Raw genomic sequence first — 15,480 nt, 5'->3', positions numbered from 1 at the left:
ACTCCGCCGCGCCGTCTCACTCCTCCAAGTGGCGGCGCGGCGGCCCTTCGGCACCAGGTTGCGAGGTCATTCGTGCGTCCTGACCCGCGCCGTCGCCGCCTCATCGTCATCCTCGTTGTCTGCGCCTTCGGGGCCGCCGCAATGGTGGCGGCGAATGCCGACGACATCATTCTCTACAACCCTTCCCCCTCGATGCCGGTGGGCTTCTATGTTCGGTCAGATGCGCCAATCACCATTGGCGCGATCGTCACCGTACGTGCGCGCGATGTCGCTGAAGCTTATGCGCTGGGACGCAACTTCACCGACAGCGGAGATCGCTTCATCAAGCGCGTAGTTGCAACGTCAAGCGACCACGTCTGCGTGGTTGGCTCGCGCATAGTCCTGAATGGCATTGTCGTCGCCACGCGCGCTTCTGTTGACACTGCGGGCGCTGCACTGCCGCAATGGACAGAGTGCCGTCCGCTCGCCGCAGACGAAGTCTTTCTTATGGGCGAAAGCGACGACAGCTTTGACAGCCGCTATTGGGGTCCGGTCCCACGATCTCAAATTGAAGGCGTGTGGCGGCCCCTATGAGGAACCGCCCGCCGCCAGATTTTGCAGCCCTGCTGCATGCCCGCGACCTTGCCGTGGAAGCATTGCTTGCCGCCGCGCGCGCCAACGCGACGTTTAAAATCCTGGATCATTTGATGGATGCGGTTCGCGCCTATGATCGCGCGCTGGCGGCCGGCGAGAAAACTGCTGAAGGCGATCCAAAGGGCCAAGACCAAGCCAACACGGAGCAATCGTGACCATCGCTCGCTACCCGGCTTCGCGCTCTCGCAGGCTTCGCCAATCAGACTGGGCGCGTCGGCTCACCCGCGAACATGCCCTTTCACCCGACGATTTGATCTGGGCCATCGTGGTGCACGATGGCGCTGAAGACGCGATTGAGGTCGCCTCAATGCCGAGCGCGCCACGACTCTCCATTCGCGCCGCAGCGGCTGCTGCGAAGCGCGCTGAGCATTTGGGCATTCCGGCCCTTGCCATTTTCCCGCACATCGAGCCGGCCAAAAAGGACTCTGAAGGACGAGAAGCGCTCAACCCTGACGGCCTCGTCTGCCGCACCGTACGCGCTTTGAAAGATGCGGCGCCAAGCGTCGGCATCATGGTGGATGTCGCGCTCGATCCGTTCACGGACCACGGCCATGATGGGCTTGTCCAAAACGGTCAAATCCTGAATGACGCCACCATCGAACTTTTGGTCGAACAAGCGATCATTCAAGTGGAAGCAGGCGCCGATATCGTAGCGCCGTCCGACATGATGGACGGACGCGTTGGCGCCATTCGGCACGCGCTCGAAGCCGGCTACCATCACGACACGCTCATCATGTCATACGCCGCGAAGTACGCCTCGCATTCTATGGCCCCTACCGCGACGCCATCGGTTCGGCGGCGCTTGGTCGAGGCTCCAATCACGCTCCCAGCGATAAACGCACCTATCAGCTGGATTGTGCCAATGCCGATGAAGCCGAGCGCGAAGTGGCGATGGATGTCGCAGAAGGCGCCGACATGCTGCTCATCAAGCCAGGCATGCCCTATCTCGACATCGTCGCACGCGTGAAGCGCCAATTCGGTTTGCCCACCTACGCGTTCCAGGTCTCAGGCGAATACGCCATGATCAAAGCGGCTGCACTGAACAATTGGCTCGACGAAGACCAGGCCGTGCTGGAATCATTGTTAGCCTTCAAACGCGCAGGCGCCGACGGCGTAGTGACTTATTTTGCGCCTCAGGCCGCCCAGCTCATATCGGCGCCGTCAGGCTGATCCATATTCGTTGGCGTATGGGCGCATAGCTCAGGATTATTGGATCGCGCGGCGCCAAGCCGCCAAGCTCCGATTCTGCCTTCGTAGGCGTCACAATCGAACAGCATGATTAGCGATAACGAAACAGCGAAACGCGTTGAGGCCAGCGCATTGGCGCAGAGCGTTTCACTCGGCGCTTTTGCAGAGACGGCCACACGTCTGGGACCCGGACGGATTTCCCTCGGCGTTGTGCAGACTTTGGTCAGCGCTTACTGGCTGGGTTGGCCTTGGGCGTTCGCCTGGTGCGTGGCCTTTGCTCTCTACGAAATGCGCATCAGCCCTTGGCTGCTCCAGCGCTTCGTTCGACCCTTCGCCCAGGACGAAGCGCGCAGAGCTGAACGCGCCAGCGTCCTCATCCTCCTGATGACGTCATGTCTCTACCTCTTGGGTTGGCTCCCCGCTTGGCTTGCCGCCGGGCCGGCAGGCGACTTCGTCGCCGCGGCCTTGGTCGGCGCAACGCTCATCCGCGGCGTCGTCTCGTTCTCGCAGTCCGAGCGAGTCTTCTTTGCCTATTGCAGTCCACCGGTGCTGGCCATGTTGGCGGTGCTTGCGATGCGCCTCGAGAATTTGGCGGCCGCCGGCGTTTTTCTGGCGGCGTTCGCCAATCTCCTCCTCTGCACTTACTTCTTGCGCGGTCGCCTATCGGCGCTGGTCGGCCAAATGATGCGTGCCAATACCGAGCGTCAAGCCGCCGAGGAAACCAGCATCGCCAAGACGCAGTTCCTGACAACGATGACGCATGAACTGCGCACGCCCCTCAACGCGGTCATCAACTATGCCGAGATGATCGAAGAAGATTCCGAAGGGGCGATCGCGTCAGACGCTGGTAAGATCACCCAGGCCGCTCGCCGCTTGTTGGGGTTGCTCGACCGCATTTTGGACTTCGCAGATCTCGACGCAGGTAAACTCCGTCTCACTCCCACTCCCATCGATGTCGACATGTTCATACGCGATTTGATCCGGAAGACCGAGATTGATCGCGACACCCACGTTGCGCTGATCTTCGCCGACAATGAAGCGCCCACAATTTTCGCCGATAAGGACCGGCTCGCGCAATGCATAGGATGCTTGCTCGCCAATGCCCGTGAACACACGTCGAGTGCGCGCATTGTCGTTCGCGTCGGAGCGGTTGGCGATTGCGCCTTGATCTCGGTCGAAGATACCGGGCCCGGCATACCGGCCGACCAGCTTGGAGTTATCTTCGAAGCGTTTCGACAGAGCGATATGTCGAACACACGAAGCAAGGACGGACTGGGTTTAGGACTTGCCGCGGCGCGCCGCATTGCACGCGCCATGGGAGGGGAGTTGACGGCTGCGAGCACGCCGGGGGCTGGCTCATGCTTTACGCTCCGCGTGCCTTCGGGCCACGTTAGCGTCGAACCAACGCGCCTCGCCAGCTAACGCCGCCCCGCCATAACCCGCGCCGGGCGCCATGGCCGCCACACGCCGAGCAAAACGCATCTTCAAAGGCAGCGCGTGTTGCCGGAGGTGCTTCGGACGTCTGTTCCTACCGATGAGCCGTTAGCGATCGCAGCCGAGTAACTGCCGCTTGGCCAATTGGCGGTCCGATCCCGTCCTTGGGCGTTTCAGTAAGGCGTTGCATCTCCGCTGCACGACCCTTCGTCGACGCCACAGCCCTTCACCCGCTCTTGGCTCTTGCTCTTCGCAAACGGGCGTTCGCCCGCAAGGGGCCAATGCAAAATCCGACCCCTTGCTTTGGCGCCTTTGAGATTGAAAGCTCCGCTGATGCAGGTGAGTCCCACGCGATCGGTCCTGAATGCAATGCTGGTCGCGCTCGCCCTGGCGCTCGCGGGCTGTGCTACGCCGCCTGCGCCCGCGCCGTCTCTTCCCACAAGCTCACCGCCAGTATGGAGCGCGCCGCCCGCGGCGCCAGCGCAATGCCTTTATGGCTGTCCGCTTGGCGCAAGTATGAGCAACGAACTTATTGTCCGTCACCTCTATGCGCTCTCCAACAATAGGGAGACCAAATTTGCCGACTGGGTGGCGTACGTCGTTCGAGAAGAATGGATCGGTCCCGAGGAAGACCGCGGCTGGGCCGACGATCCCGATCTCGACCCGGATGAAACGCTTGAGACGCGCGACTACGATGACATCTCCGCACTTCAAGCTGATCGCGGCCACCAAGCGCCGCTTGGCTCATTCACCAACGCGCCTGATTGGCCAGAGACCAATTATATCTCCAACATCACGCCCCAAAGCCTCAACCTGAACCGAGGCCGCTGGCGGCGCCTGGAAGACGCCGAACGCAATCTGGCGCGACGCGAGCACGTTCCTGTCTTCGTCATCACCGGTCCGCTCTATGAGCGGCCAATGCCCGCACTGCCGCGCGCCGACGAACCGCATCGCGTCCCGTCCGGCTATTGGAAGATTGTAGCGACTGCCGATGGGCGCGCTTTGGGCTTCATCTTCGAGAACCGCCGCGAAACCGGTCGATATTGCGCCTTCCAACGCGACATCTCGGAGATCGAACGCCGTAGCGGACTTAATCTCTTCCCGGCCGTCGACCCCAACGCGCTACGACCATTAGCGCGAGAGATTGGCTGCTAGACGCCCAGTAGCTACCGGTTCGGAACATGAAGACGCCGCCGCGAGGATTCGGTCTCGCGGCGGCGTTTGTGCGCGGACGGTGGGGAGTCCGCTTCGTAGAGCTTGGCGCTCCTATTTCTTCTTCTTGGCCTTCTTTGCCTTCGGCGCGGCCTTGGCTTTCGCCTTCTTCTTCATCGCCATGTGCGTCGATCCTATTCGAAGTTGCGAGACGCTTCTTCAATGCCGAGCGAGTCGTATTGCAATTCTTAATGCGCCGCGCCGCTGGCGCCTGACCGCACGCGGAAGGCTATTTCCCAGCAACGCCATCAATCCGGCATTGCCTCGTTCCTCTCCGCTCCTTGGTCTTTGGCTTTGCATGCGGTCGGAGGCGCGCAAGTCAGAGGAGTTGGATTGGTTGGGCGTCGCCGCCTTTTGGGCCAGGCTCTCGTGCTGCGCACGAAGCCGCGCATAGTCGCGTCTTCGCCCTATCGGGCTTCGATCCTTGACGCGAGCGCTCCCCAAAGGCATCTCAGATATCAGTTGGGGAGTTGGCGATGGGTGCTCTAATTGACCGGCGAGCGTTACTGGCGGCGATCGGTGCTACTGCCACGGGGCCGGCGGCGTTCGCGACTGAACCGTCGATCCCGCCGCAACCTTATTTCGAAGGCGTTGACCGCGTAATCGCCGCGCTGGAGCGGCTTGGCGCCCCGATTTCCGACCGAGTGCGCTCCCGTATTGCCACGCTTGCCGGCGCTGGCACGTCCGCTTCTGTTGCGGAGGCCGAGGCGCTCCTTGCGCCCCATGTACTCTTGAATGGCAGCTTGAATGGCAGCTCTGTCGGGCGTGCTGAGCAAGGCGGTGCTACACCGACACTGATTGAGCAAGGCTGGCGTGTCTTCCTCATTCGAGTCGAAAATCCTTCCGCCCAAGTGTTGCCGCTCGCCATCACGCCGTCTGCGGCCAGCATAGGCCGTCGCAGCGGAAGCGGCGCAGCGCGGGCTCTACCGCCTGGGGGCTACACGGTGCGCGCGGAGGCTTCGCTCCAGCGCCCGTGGATCGTTTACGAATTTGCCGACGGCAATCCGCTCTCGGGCGCGGCGGTCGAATACAAAGTCGTTCAAGTCTACAGTAGAGATCGTGGGCGTCGCCGCTCGGAGATTGTGTTGATCTCGGGCGCCGATCCCGGTCTCTCCTCGCCGCGCGCATATTTGGCGCGCTTTTCCGATCCTATTCCGATCATCTTCGAAGCGACGCCATCGAATGACGTTGTGCTGCGTATACGAGACCAACACGGCGAAAGCTGCATGGCGTCCGTGATCACTCGTGATTCCCAAAGTCGCATCTTTCCGCTTCAGGGTATGCGCGTCGCGCCTGACCTTTTCTTTCAGCCCCAAATTTATCGAGCTACCGGCGAAACTGTCCGTCTGCCGGACGGGCCGTATACAATCGAGAGCTGGCGTGGACCTGAATATTTGAAATCAACTCAGTCGTTCCACGTCGCGAGAGGACGCCGCGCCGTCGACATCCAGCTACAGCGCTGGATCGATCCTAGTGAATGGGGCTGGTATTCCGGCGACCCACACATTCACGCTTCTGGATGCGCCCATTACGACAATCCAACCGAAGGCGTCACACCAGAAACGATGATCCGCCACGTTCGCGGCGAAGCGCTTTCCATGGCCGACGTTTTGACCTGGGGACCTGGGTATTATTACCAGCGGCAGTTTTTCAGTGGACGTGCAGTGAGCCCGCCAGCGACACTGGAGCACCCGGAATTCCAAGAAGCCAACAATTCTGAATGGCGCCCTCGCCCGACGGCGCAAGATGACGAAAGCTGGTTACGCTACGGCGTTGAGGTCTCTGGTTTCCCGTCCAGCCACTCCGGACACGTCTCGCTACTTCGGCTCGCCGACCAAAATTATCCCGGCGCCTCCGCCATCGAGGATTGGCCATCTTGGTGTCTGCCAATACTGCAATGGGGCAAAGCGCAAAACGCAATCGTCGGATTTACGCATTCTGCGTTGGGGCTTCGCACGCAGTCGAACGAACTTCCAAATTATGAGATCCCGCAGTTCGACTCGATCGGCGCCAACGAAGCGATTATCGACGTCACCCATGACGCGCTCGACTTCATCTCCGGTTGCCAGTTTCCGCCAGCGTGGGAACTCAACATTTGGTATCATCTCTTGAACTGCGGCTATCGCCTCGGCTTCCTCGGCGAGACAGACTTTCCTTGCATCACCGGCGAGCGACCAGGTCACGGGCGCACTTACGTTCAAATGCCCGAACGACCAGTGGACGACGCGGGTTACAATGCGTGGATCTCCAATCTGAAGCTCGGGAAAGTCTATTCCGGCGACGGACGCAGCCACTTCCTCGCGTTCAGTGTCAACGGACACCCGCAAGGAACGGCGAACGTTGCGCTCTCAACGTCAGGCGCCGTCCAAGTTGAAGCGACGATCTGCGCACGGCTGGAATCGGAGCAAACCGACGAAACGCGTTCAATCCGCGATGCGCGCGGCACCTGGAGCATTTGGCATCTTGAGAAAGCGCGCATCGGCGACACGCGTACGGTCATGGTCGAGCTGGTGGTCAACGGCCAAGTGGCGGCGCAAGCGCCCCTGGAAGCCGACGGCGAACCGCATGACCTGCGTTTTTCCGTAGCACTTGAGCGCTCGTCTTGGGTCGCCTTGCGCATTCTGCCCTCAGGGCACACGCATCCGATCTTCGTCACCGTTGCCGAGCAACCCATCCGCGCATCGCGCCGTAGCGCGGAATGGTGCCGCCAATGCGTCGATAAGATTTGGGACGAGAAACGCCCATTCATTCGCGAATCCGAGCAAGGCGCCGCGCGTGCGGCGTACGATCACGCGCGTCGCGCCTATGACGCCATCATCTCGGAATCCGAGGCCGGGACATGAAACCCCTCGTCGTCGCAGCTCTAGCACTCGCAAGCATGGCTGGCTCCGCGCGTGGTCAGCAGCATAATCACGATCCCTTGGCAGGGCACACGCCTCCACCAGGCACGATTGTGGTCACGATTAACCCCGAAGCGCGGGTAGCGGCCGCATGGAGCGACGCTACGCGGCCGAACGCGTGCGAGCCTCGTCTGGACATTCTCGTACACATCCACAACGAAGGCTTCGTCACGTCGAATCTCAGCGCGACGTTGGTCGGTGCTGATGCTTCCACAACGACGCTCTCTTTCAGCGGCGACGTGCTTCGAGGCGTTCCGATGGAAACACGCATGTTGTCTCTCTCGCGAACCGAGCTTGCTCCCAGCGATGTTACGATTGAATTTGCCTTGGCCAATGATCCCACCGCGTTGACCGAAGCTCGGCGTGTCAATCTGCATTTGTTGTGTCGCCAGAGCTAAGCTGTCCGCCAGCACAAGCGAGTGCTCTCCCGTCCGCATCTCGCTTCAGCAGCTCACTGATCCATCCCGCTTAATTGGTCTGCTCCTTCGCATGGGCGCGGGCGCGCGCAAGGGGCAAGCCTTCGGTCGCGTAGCGACCCCTTGCGCGCGCCCTCTTACGCCCATGCCTCCCGCAACCCATCGCGGGAATGGACCCGCGAGCCAGCCGGAGCTCTCCGGCGCAAACGGGAGAACACCCATGTTCCGCTTCACCGTCCAAGGCCGCATCGGCTCGATCAACGAATATCGCAGCAACACGCTCTCGATCTCCGTCGCAGCCGACCGCCTCGTCGAAGGGCGCGATGGCCAATACACCGCGACCGAATGGATGCGCTGCGTCTCCTTCGACGCCGAACTCAACAAGCAGATGCTGGTCGAACTCGAAAAGGGTCAGCTCGTCACCTTCGAAGGTCGTCTCGTCCCGCGCGTGCGTGACAAATCCGCCGACAAGAAGACCTACGAAACCGCGCTCGAAATCACGAGTTTCCAACGCGGCGCCAAGCCCAAGGCCAATGGCCGGGCCAAAAGCGCACCCGCCGAGACGGCTAACGCGTCCGTTTGAGGCTCTCGCGGCCGCGTGCAAGCGCGGCCGCTTCACCTTCTTCTTCATCAACGCGCGTGAGGGCGAATGCGATCACGCGCCATCAGGACCAAGTCGATGACACGTTCTTTCAAACCCCATTCGCCGCGCCGCTCTGCGCAAGATGCACTGGCGCACGTCACTGCCGAAATCGTTCGGCTCCTCGATGAGGGCGTCATGCCATGGCGCGCGCCGTGGGATGCCAAACTCGCCATGGCGGCGACGCCCGGCCTGCCGCTCCGCCACACGGGCGAGCCGTATAGAGGCGCCAATGTTGTTCTGCTTTGGGCAGCACAAATGGCGCGCGGATATTCCAAGCGTACCTGGCTGACCTATCGGCAGGCGGCGCAACTAGGCGGCCAGGTTCGCAAGGGCGAGAAAGCCTGCCCCGTCATCTATTACGGTCAAGCGATTGCAAAGAACGAGAAGCGCCCTGCCATGGGTGATGACGGTGAGCCAGCGCGCGGCTATCGCTTCGTGAAGCTGTTTCTTGTCTTTAATTGCGAGCAGATCGACGATCTGCCGCCGCATATCGGTGTGGAAATCACACCGGAGCCGCAGGCGCCTGACGCGCTCGACGCCTGGATCGGACGCCTCGGCGCCAAGATCATAGTCGGCGGCGCGAGCGCACACTACGCCCCCGTGACCGACACGATTCACATGCCGCCACGCGTTTCGTTCCTTAGCGACGAGCACGAACGCGCCACAAAATATCATGAGCTGGCGCATTGGACGGGCCACACCAGCCGTCTTGATCGGCTGGGCGACTATTTCACCGACCGCAAGGCGAAATTCCATGAAGAGCTCGTCGCGGAACTGGCGTCCGCTACGCTCGGCGCCATGATCGGTCTTGCGCCAAGCCATCTTGAAGATCATGCGGCGTACATTTCCGATTGGGCGAAGCTCGTACGCGAGTCACCGCGCGCATTTCTGTCCGCGGGCGCAAAGGCGCAGGCAGCCGTCGATTGGCTGATCGCACACGCCGGCCATCCTGCCGGGCCCTCCTTGACGGCCCACACGTCCGAAGCCGAGGTCGAGGCGCTTACGTCATATCAAGCGTCGGGAGGCGTCCATGCATCGGTTTAAGGTCATTCAGTTTCGCGATGCCTGCGTGCGTTACGAAGTCGAGATTGAAGCATCCAGCGCGCATGCCGCGCTGGAGCAGGCCAAATCATCAGACTGCGCATGGATCAATTGCCGCGTGAGCACCTATGACAATGCTGAGATGGCCGTCGAAGATCTAACGGGCCGCGAACTGATCCCGTCCCGCCAGGTTTGGTGAAATTGTCTTCCGCCGCGCCTCCGCGGGGGCGCGGCGGAAGACCGCCGCCATAGTGCCCGCGATCGTCCGAAACACTCGCGCTCGTACGCCAAGGCTTGTAGCCTCGCCTGCGCATGCAAACACTCTCGCTCCGGCTTCGATATCGACCGCTCCGGCTCGGCTGGTGTGTGGAGCACGGGGATTTCGAGGCGGTGCGCCGCTCGATGCGCCGCAGTTTCACCATGTGGGGTGGCGGCGGGCACCCAATCGTGCCGATTGGAAATGCCGCCGAGGCGCGAGCGCTGCTTGATCTCTTCCGCGTTGACGCACTCGTCACCGCATCGGACACGGCGCCGGTCACCAGGTTCGTCGAGGCCCAGACGCATTTGCCCTGGCCATTGTTAGGCAAGGAATTGTTCAAGCGGCGATCGCCGCGGCTCGTCGATCTTGAACACCCGATCGCGCTTCTCGACCGCTACATCTTCAGGGATCGCGCCGAGGCGACGCGGGACGGCGCCAGCGTGGACATGGCGACATGGGACCCAACCGATCCTCTCGCCGATGTTTTCTTGGCGACGTTTGGCGCCCTGCCGGAAGGCGAGGAAAGCCGTGACTACACCGACAGCATCGTCCGGCGCCTCATGGGCCGGCGTATCACGATCCAAAAGGACGGTGTCGTGCCGCCTTTCGAGTGGGGCCGCATGCCGCTGGCGTCCGTGCAGGGCGAGTATCTGGAGCAGCATTATGCGGTACGCAATTCGTGGCGTTACCCCGGCTTCTATGTCGGCGAGGCGAGCAACTTCGACGATCTCGTCGCCTATTGGAACATCAAGGCGGCGGGCGTCGATCTCCTGTTCTTCGACCCAAGCCAGGCGGCGCGGTACGAAGGCGCCCGCCCTGCCTGGATCGACCGCGTTCAGCGCTTCCGATCAGAACAGGACCGTAATCGCGGCATCGCCCTTTGGCATCGCCGCGAACGCCCCCTGGAGGCCGACCTAGGTTTTGCGCCGCCCATATTTGACTGCGCCGTCGATCCCGCGCTGTGGAATGGTCTCAATCTGCGCGCGCCCATCCAGTATTTCGCTGAGAGGTCGGCGCTCGCCACCGTTGATGACCGCCATAAAGCGCCGACGGCCGCCTTCGCGCTGGCGGACAAGCCCTTCAGCGACGTCCTGCCGACCACGGGGCAGCATTTTGTGTTGTCGGTTGATCCCCTTGTCGACCTGCCGGCCCAATCCAGAGCAACACTGCGCCCGCCGTTCGTGCCCGCGCTCAACCCTTTCCTGGGGCGCACCGCATTTTCCTCGTCTCGGCACGTCCGGGCCGAGCCTGCTGGGCTCGGGTTCATCACCTCCGCCGACACGGAAGACATATCGATCTCGGCCGTCGACACCACGGCCCTGATCGCGGCGATCTTCGAAACCGTGGGGATCAAGGCGACACCCAGCAAAGCCGGATTGGTTGGGACGACGCTCATCCACCAGATGGGCGGCTTGAATGGCTGCCGGCCGTTCAAGATCTCAGGCGTGCGCACCTTGATTGAACGGCATCGGCCGGACGACACGTTCAGCCGATCCGACGCCATGCAGACCATACGCGCGGCGCATACGCCGTTTCCGCTATCGGCCTATCAATGGCTCCACATCGAACAACGACCGGCCGGGGCGGAGCTGAAGAATTCCGACGTCTTGGGCTATTTGCTCGACCACGGCGTCTTCCGCGGAGGGCTCAACTTCGCCTGCCCCAATTGTCAGCTGACATTCTGGAAGAGCCTGGAAGAGGCGGCCGGGCGGCTCGAGTGCGAGTATTGCGGCCACAGCTTCAACGTGGCGCGCCAGCTCAAGGACAAGGATTGGGCGTTTCGGCGCTCCGGCCTGTTCGGGCGCGACGACAACCAGGAAGGCGCTCTTCCGGTCACGCTGACGCTGCAGCAACTGGTTCGGCACGGGGGGATGCGGGATGGCGAACTCTACTGCACCGGCATGGACCTCACATCGCTTACGGCGAGCATCCGCACCTGCGAAACGGATTTCGTCGTAATCGCGTCTCATGGGCGGGAGGAACGCGTTCAAGTCGCCATTGGCGAGTGCAAGACGCGCAAGCCCATAACCGCGGATGACGTCGCCAAGCTGAAGGCTGTCGCGGATGCGTTTCCTTCGGCGCGCTTCAACACGTTCATTGTGTTCTCGAAGCTCGCCCCCTTCACCGAGGATGAGATCGCGCTGATCAAGCCGCTCAACGATGGACCACGGTTGCGGGCGATTCTGCTGACCGATCGCGAACTCGAACCGTACTTCACATACGAACGGACCAAGATCGAATTCGACATCGATGAAGTGTCCACCGACTTCAATGATATGGCCAACATCACAGACGCCGTGTTCTTTCAGAACCGTCGGCGTGCTGCGGCAGCTGAAACCTGAACCTCGTGTGCGAGGCGAGTTTTGGCGTCACTAATTTCGTTTTCATCTACAATCAGCGCATGACGGGACGAAGGAAGGACTTAGGGCAAGATAAAGCCGCGGCCCGTGGCCGCGCAAAGCGCTTGCGCGCGTTGAGTTTTTCGCGGGCCGTAGCGTGCAACACGGGCCGTGTGTGGGCCGCACGATCGAGCAGCACCGATGACTGAGTCTAGCTTCGAGCGGTTAGTGAAATCTTCTCGCCTCGCGATGAGCGCGATGGAGAAGAGCGAGTTCATCGTCGATCGATCGATCCGGCTTACTCGTCCAGATCGCGAGCGCTTTGAAGGGAAGGTCCAACGCTCCCGAGGCAGCGCCGGCGGCGGTTCGGCCAATGGCGGAAAGCTCATCGATAAGTTGGCGAACCGGCTGAAGCAAAAGACGCCTCGTGCAGGAGGAACGAAGGTCAGCATCGGCGCCATGTCCTTCGATCGCCGTCAGCGCGCGGTCGTAAAGGTGCATTATTTCGCGCATGGCGGCGGCGGCGGCGCGGCACTGAAGGCCCATACCAAATACGTCGCGCGTGACGCCGCGGCCCGTGACGGCCTGTCGTCTCCTGTAGGCGCCGACGAAGCAAAGGCGCCCGACAAGGAAAAGGCGAAGGCCCACGCGGACTATCTGGATCGCGGCGGCAAGCGAGGCATTTTCTACGACACTGACGGCGCCCATGTGGACGGCGCGGGAAGAGTCGAACGCTGGGCTGCGTCCGACCGCCGGCACTTTCGGATCATCCTCTCAGCAGAGGAAGGCGGACGGCTGCGCGACCTGCCTGGCTACACCCGGGAGGTGATGGCGCGCGCAGGCGCCGCGCTTGGGACTAAGCTGAGTTGGATTGCTGTCGACCACCACGACACGGACAACGCCCACACGCACATCATCCTCCGCGGCCGGCGCGCCAATGGTCAGGACCTCGTCCTGCCGCGCGACTTCATCAAGCACGGCTTCCGTAGCCTGGCGCGGGACGTGGCGACTGAGTGGCTTGGGGAGCGCACGCCCGAGCAGGAGCGCCGCGCCCTGGCGCGTGAAGCCTTCCGCCACGGCCCGACCCGGCTTGATCCCATCATCGCGGCGCAGGCGCACGGCAATGTCGTCCGGGTCGCCGAACTCGCCGCACCCAATGGCGACCCATCCCTCACGCAGGCCGTGAAAGCCCGTGTCCGCGAGCTAGAGCGCTTAGGGCTGGCTCAGGAAATCAAGCGCAACGTGTTCGCTCTGTCTCCCGATTGGCACGACCGCCTCAAGGCGATGGAGCTTCACCTCGACATTCGAAAGCGCATCGTTCGCGAACGCGTTGAACGCGGTCTCATTCAGCAGCGTCCTATGCCGCCTCTACCGAAAGGCTTGATGGATCGCTGAGGTTCTTGCGTTCGCGCTTGCGCGGAGTGCGGGCCTTTGCCAGAATCTGCACAGAAGCCCTTGTTCGACCCGCTAAGCGGGAAGTGACTGGATCCCGTTAGGCCGGGATCAACACATGTTCGGGCCTTGCTGAGACGCCTGCTCTTTTTTTGGAGGCGCTTTCATGCTGTCTGGTTTTCTTGCTCTCGCCTTTCTGGGCTTGTTCTTGGAGGCCACGTACCGGCTCTTGGCGGTTGCGTTACTATGGCTCGCACCGATCCTCGCCGCGCTCGCCGCGATGCAGGTCACTCTCGAACGGCATCCCACCGATCCCGGACAGGTGTTCTGGGCTTTTATCATTGGAGCGCTCGGGGTTCGGTTCTTGATCGGCTGTCTGGCCTACGCCGCCGGTGTCCGAACACGCTGAGTTGCAGGAGCAAGTAGCCGCCGGGTGCCGTTGCTCGGCGCACACAGCGTCATACGCCCGCGCCGCGGTCATCCTCGAGAACTCTCACAGCGGCCCATGTGGTATTGCGCCCGCGCCCACGCGGAGCGCTGGGAGCAATAACTGCCGAGGCACCCGCGCCCGACGCAAGCACGGGAGCGTCAGTGCACAGCCCGCGATGCAGAACAAAAGTAGATTTGCGCGCTGGATTTTCGTTGCACATTTATTCCACACGTCAGAACGCGACAGAACACAACGGATTGAAATGCATCAATTTTTTACACGACGGAATGTGCAATGAAGCAACGGTCGCCGCGCCCGCTTTAAACAAGTAAATTCAAGAGGTTAGGTTGCAACGCCGGCGGTTAGATCACTGGTTCCACAAACCAGTGCTCTAACCAACTGAGCTAAGGCGGCATGCTCGGGGCGCGGAACCTAGCGCCGCGAACCGGCTGAAGCAAGGCGGGCTCAAGCGCCTGATTTCGCCCGTTTACACCGGTCCCCAGCCTTGCTGGTTGATGTAGTTGCGGATGCGCTGAATGCGGTTGTCCGGGTCGGGGTGCGTGGAGAGGAATTCCGGCGGACGCGAGCCGCCGCTTTCCTGCATGCGCTGCCAGAACGGGATTGCCAGCTTCGGATCGAAGCCAGCGCGCTGCATGTAATTGAGGCCGAGAATATCGGCTTCCGCTTCTTGCTCGCGCCCGAACGGCAACAGCACGCCGACTTGCGCGCCCATGCCCAGCGCCGCCATTGCGAGCTGGCTGTTCACTTGCGTGCCCGCGACTTGCAGCGCGGTCTGCGTCGCGGCGGCGCGGCTGTAGCGCTCAGCGGCGTGGCGGCCAGTGACGTGGCCGGTCTCGTGGCCAAGCACGGTCGCCATGTAATCATCGACGTCGCAGATCTCATAGAGACCGCGATAGAAGCCGACTTTGTTGGCCGGCAGCACGAACGCGTTCTTCTGCGGGCTGTCGAACAAGCGGAATTCCCATTGCTGGTTGCCGCGCCCGGCGGCGTTGACGATGCGCTGGCCAACGCGCTCGAGGCGGGTTTGCGCTGCGCGGTTGTTCCAGGTGGGCTGTTGCTGCACCTGCTGAGCCCAAGCTTGCAGCGCCGCCTGCTGCAGCTGCGCGTCGTCGATCATGATGAACTGGCTGCGGCCCGTTTCCGGATTGGTGGCACACGCGCCGGCCGTCAGGGCCAGCGCGCCGGCGGCCACGCCGCGCAGCATGTCGCGCCGGCCGATGGTGGTGGGCTTGATCTGAGCTTCGTCGTCAGCTGCGCCGTGATGATTGCACATGAGCTTCCTCCACACCCGGGGCGTTGATCCCTTGCAGGACTATCTTCGACCGAGACGCGCCGGAGGCAAGTGGCGTTTTAATGATGAGAGGCTGGCCTGCCATCCGAAGCTGCGCGAAGGCGTCCAACAGTCCTCCTACGCCAAGGCTTCGGAGGACATCCCACGCTCCGCTGCGCGCAGCGAAGGCTGGTGCCTGGGGCCGGAATCGAACCAGCGACACGCGGATTTTCAATCCGCTGCTCTACCAACTGAGCTACCCAGGCAAACCCGGCCGCCGGATTAGCCTCCCGGCGCGGAGC

13 protein-coding genes, 1 tRNA gene and 1 pseudogene are annotated in these 15,480 nt (G+C 62.0%); 13 read left to right on the top strand and 2 right to left on the bottom strand.

Translation table 11 applies throughout. The features are described 5' to 3' along the window. The first annotated feature begins 72 nt into the window (after positions 1-72). The 13 genes and pseudogenes from DSM104635_RS08645 to DSM104635_RS08585 all read left to right on the top strand — a co-directional run bounded on the left by DSM104635_RS08645 (position 73) and on the right by DSM104635_RS08585 (position 13,866). The gene (locus DSM104635_RS08645; protein WP_158765813.1) at positions 73-573 is read left to right on the top strand and encodes a S26 family signal peptidase; all 501 of its coding nucleotides are present in this window, start codon (positions 73-75) and stop codon (positions 571-573) included. Then, complete coding sequence (locus DSM104635_RS08640; RefSeq protein WP_158765812.1) at positions 570-788, top strand: hypothetical protein; 219 nt, start codon at positions 570-572, stop codon at positions 786-788. Before DSM104635_RS08645 ends, DSM104635_RS08640 begins: the two co-directional genes overlap by 4 nt. After that, a pseudogene (gene hemB / locus DSM104635_RS08635) lies at positions 785-1,803 on the top strand (porphobilinogen synthase). Before DSM104635_RS08640 ends, hemB begins: the two are co-directional and overlap by 4 nt. A 105-nt stretch (positions 1,804-1,908) precedes the next feature. Continuing rightward, positions 1,909-3,243 (top strand): sensor histidine kinase, encoded by a 1,335-nt coding sequence (locus tag DSM104635_RS08630; RefSeq protein WP_158765811.1) that lies wholly within the window; start codon positions 1,909-1,911, stop codon positions 3,241-3,243. A gap of 528 nt (positions 3,244-3,771) precedes the next feature. Further along, positions 3,772-4,410, top strand: coding sequence for a DNA/RNA non-specific endonuclease (locus DSM104635_RS08625; RefSeq protein ID WP_158765810.1), 639 nt, complete (start codon positions 3,772-3,774; stop codon positions 4,408-4,410). Between the two features lie 533 nt (positions 4,411-4,943). Beyond that, positions 4,944-7,310, top strand: coding sequence for a CehA/McbA family metallohydrolase (locus DSM104635_RS08620; RefSeq protein WP_158765809.1), 2,367 nt, complete (start codon positions 4,944-4,946; stop codon positions 7,308-7,310). Further along, on the top strand, positions 7,307-7,765 hold the full coding sequence (locus DSM104635_RS08615) for a hypothetical protein (RefSeq protein WP_158765808.1): 459 nt from the start codon (positions 7,307-7,309) through the stop codon (positions 7,763-7,765). Before DSM104635_RS08620 ends, DSM104635_RS08615 begins: the two co-directional genes overlap by 4 nt. Positions 7,766-8,003: 238 nt before the next feature. Beyond that, the gene (locus DSM104635_RS08610; protein WP_158765807.1) at positions 8,004-8,366 is read left to right on the top strand and encodes a single-stranded DNA-binding protein; all 363 of its coding nucleotides are present in this window, start codon (positions 8,004-8,006) and stop codon (positions 8,364-8,366) included. 96 nt (positions 8,367-8,462) lie between these two features. Next, the gene (locus DSM104635_RS08605; protein WP_158765806.1) at positions 8,463-9,470 is read left to right on the top strand and encodes an ArdC family protein; all 1,008 of its coding nucleotides are present in this window, start codon (positions 8,463-8,465) and stop codon (positions 9,468-9,470) included. Continuing rightward, positions 9,457-9,666, top strand: a complete 210-nt coding sequence (locus tag DSM104635_RS08600; RefSeq protein WP_158765805.1) for a hypothetical protein — start codon at positions 9,457-9,459, stop codon at positions 9,664-9,666. Before DSM104635_RS08605 ends, DSM104635_RS08600 begins: the two co-directional genes overlap by 14 nt. A 167-nt stretch (positions 9,667-9,833) precedes the next feature. Next, complete coding sequence (locus tag DSM104635_RS08595; protein ID WP_228445979.1) at positions 9,834-12,068, top strand: hypothetical protein; 2,235 nt, start codon at positions 9,834-9,836, stop codon at positions 12,066-12,068. Between the two features lie 225 nt (positions 12,069-12,293). Continuing rightward, positions 12,294-13,460, top strand: coding sequence for a hypothetical protein (locus tag DSM104635_RS08590; RefSeq protein ID WP_228445977.1), 1,167 nt, complete (start codon positions 12,294-12,296; stop codon positions 13,458-13,460). 163 nt (positions 13,461-13,623) lie between these two features. Next, positions 13,624-13,866 carry a hypothetical protein gene (locus DSM104635_RS08585; protein ID WP_158765802.1) on the top strand — a complete coding sequence of 81 codons (243 nt, stop codon included), beginning with the start codon at positions 13,624-13,626 and terminating at the stop codon, positions 13,864-13,866. 508 nt (positions 13,867-14,374) lie between these two features. On the opposite strand, the gene DSM104635_RS08580 is transcribed toward DSM104635_RS08585, so the two are convergent. Together DSM104635_RS08580 and DSM104635_RS08575 are read right to left on the bottom strand one after the other, a co-directional pair. Next, complete coding sequence (locus DSM104635_RS08580) at positions 14,375-15,181, bottom strand: M48 family metallopeptidase (RefSeq protein WP_158765801.1); 807 nt, start codon at positions 15,179-15,181, stop codon at positions 14,375-14,377. A 187-nt stretch (positions 15,182-15,368) separates the two neighbouring features. Beyond that, positions 15,369-15,444, bottom strand: a tRNA-Phe gene (locus tag DSM104635_RS08575). Positions 15,445-15,480: the final 36 nt, after the last annotated feature.

The organism is Terricaulis silvestris (assembly GCF_009792355.1).
In the GTDB taxonomy this organism is placed as follows: Bacteria; Pseudomonadota; Alphaproteobacteria; order Caulobacterales; family Aquidulcibacteraceae; genus Vitreimonas; species Vitreimonas silvestris.
The sequence above is the reverse complement of the archived record's forward strand: the minus strand, read 5'-3'. Positions and strand labels throughout refer to the sequence as shown.

Coding starts and splice junctions, on each gene's coding strand:
- DSM104635_RS08640 (WP_158765812.1), top strand. CDS start 570: ATGAGGAACCGCCCGCCGCCAGATTTTGCAGCCCTGCTGCATGCCCGC.
- DSM104635_RS08630 (WP_158765811.1), top strand. CDS start 1,909: ATGATTAGCGATAACGAAACAGCGAAACGCGTTGAGGCCAGCGCATTG.
- DSM104635_RS08625 (WP_158765810.1), top strand. CDS start 3,772: ATGAGCAACGAACTTATTGTCCGTCACCTCTATGCGCTCTCCAACAAT.
- DSM104635_RS08620 (WP_158765809.1), top strand. CDS start 4,944: ATGGGTGCTCTAATTGACCGGCGAGCGTTACTGGCGGCGATCGGTGCT.
- DSM104635_RS08615 (WP_158765808.1), top strand. CDS start 7,307: ATGAAACCCCTCGTCGTCGCAGCTCTAGCACTCGCAAGCATGGCTGGC.
- DSM104635_RS08610 (WP_158765807.1), top strand. CDS start 8,004: ATGTTCCGCTTCACCGTCCAAGGCCGCATCGGCTCGATCAACGAATAT.
- DSM104635_RS08605 (WP_158765806.1), top strand. CDS start 8,463: ATGACACGTTCTTTCAAACCCCATTCGCCGCGCCGCTCTGCGCAAGAT.
- DSM104635_RS08600 (WP_158765805.1), top strand. CDS start 9,457: ATGCATCGGTTTAAGGTCATTCAGTTTCGCGATGCCTGCGTGCGTTAC.
- DSM104635_RS08585 (WP_158765802.1), top strand. CDS start 13,624: ATGCTGTCTGGTTTTCTTGCTCTCGCCTTTCTGGGCTTGTTCTTGGAG.
- DSM104635_RS08580 (WP_158765801.1), bottom strand. CDS start 15,181: ATGTGCAATCATCACGGCGCAGCTGACGACGAAGCTCAGATCAAGCCC.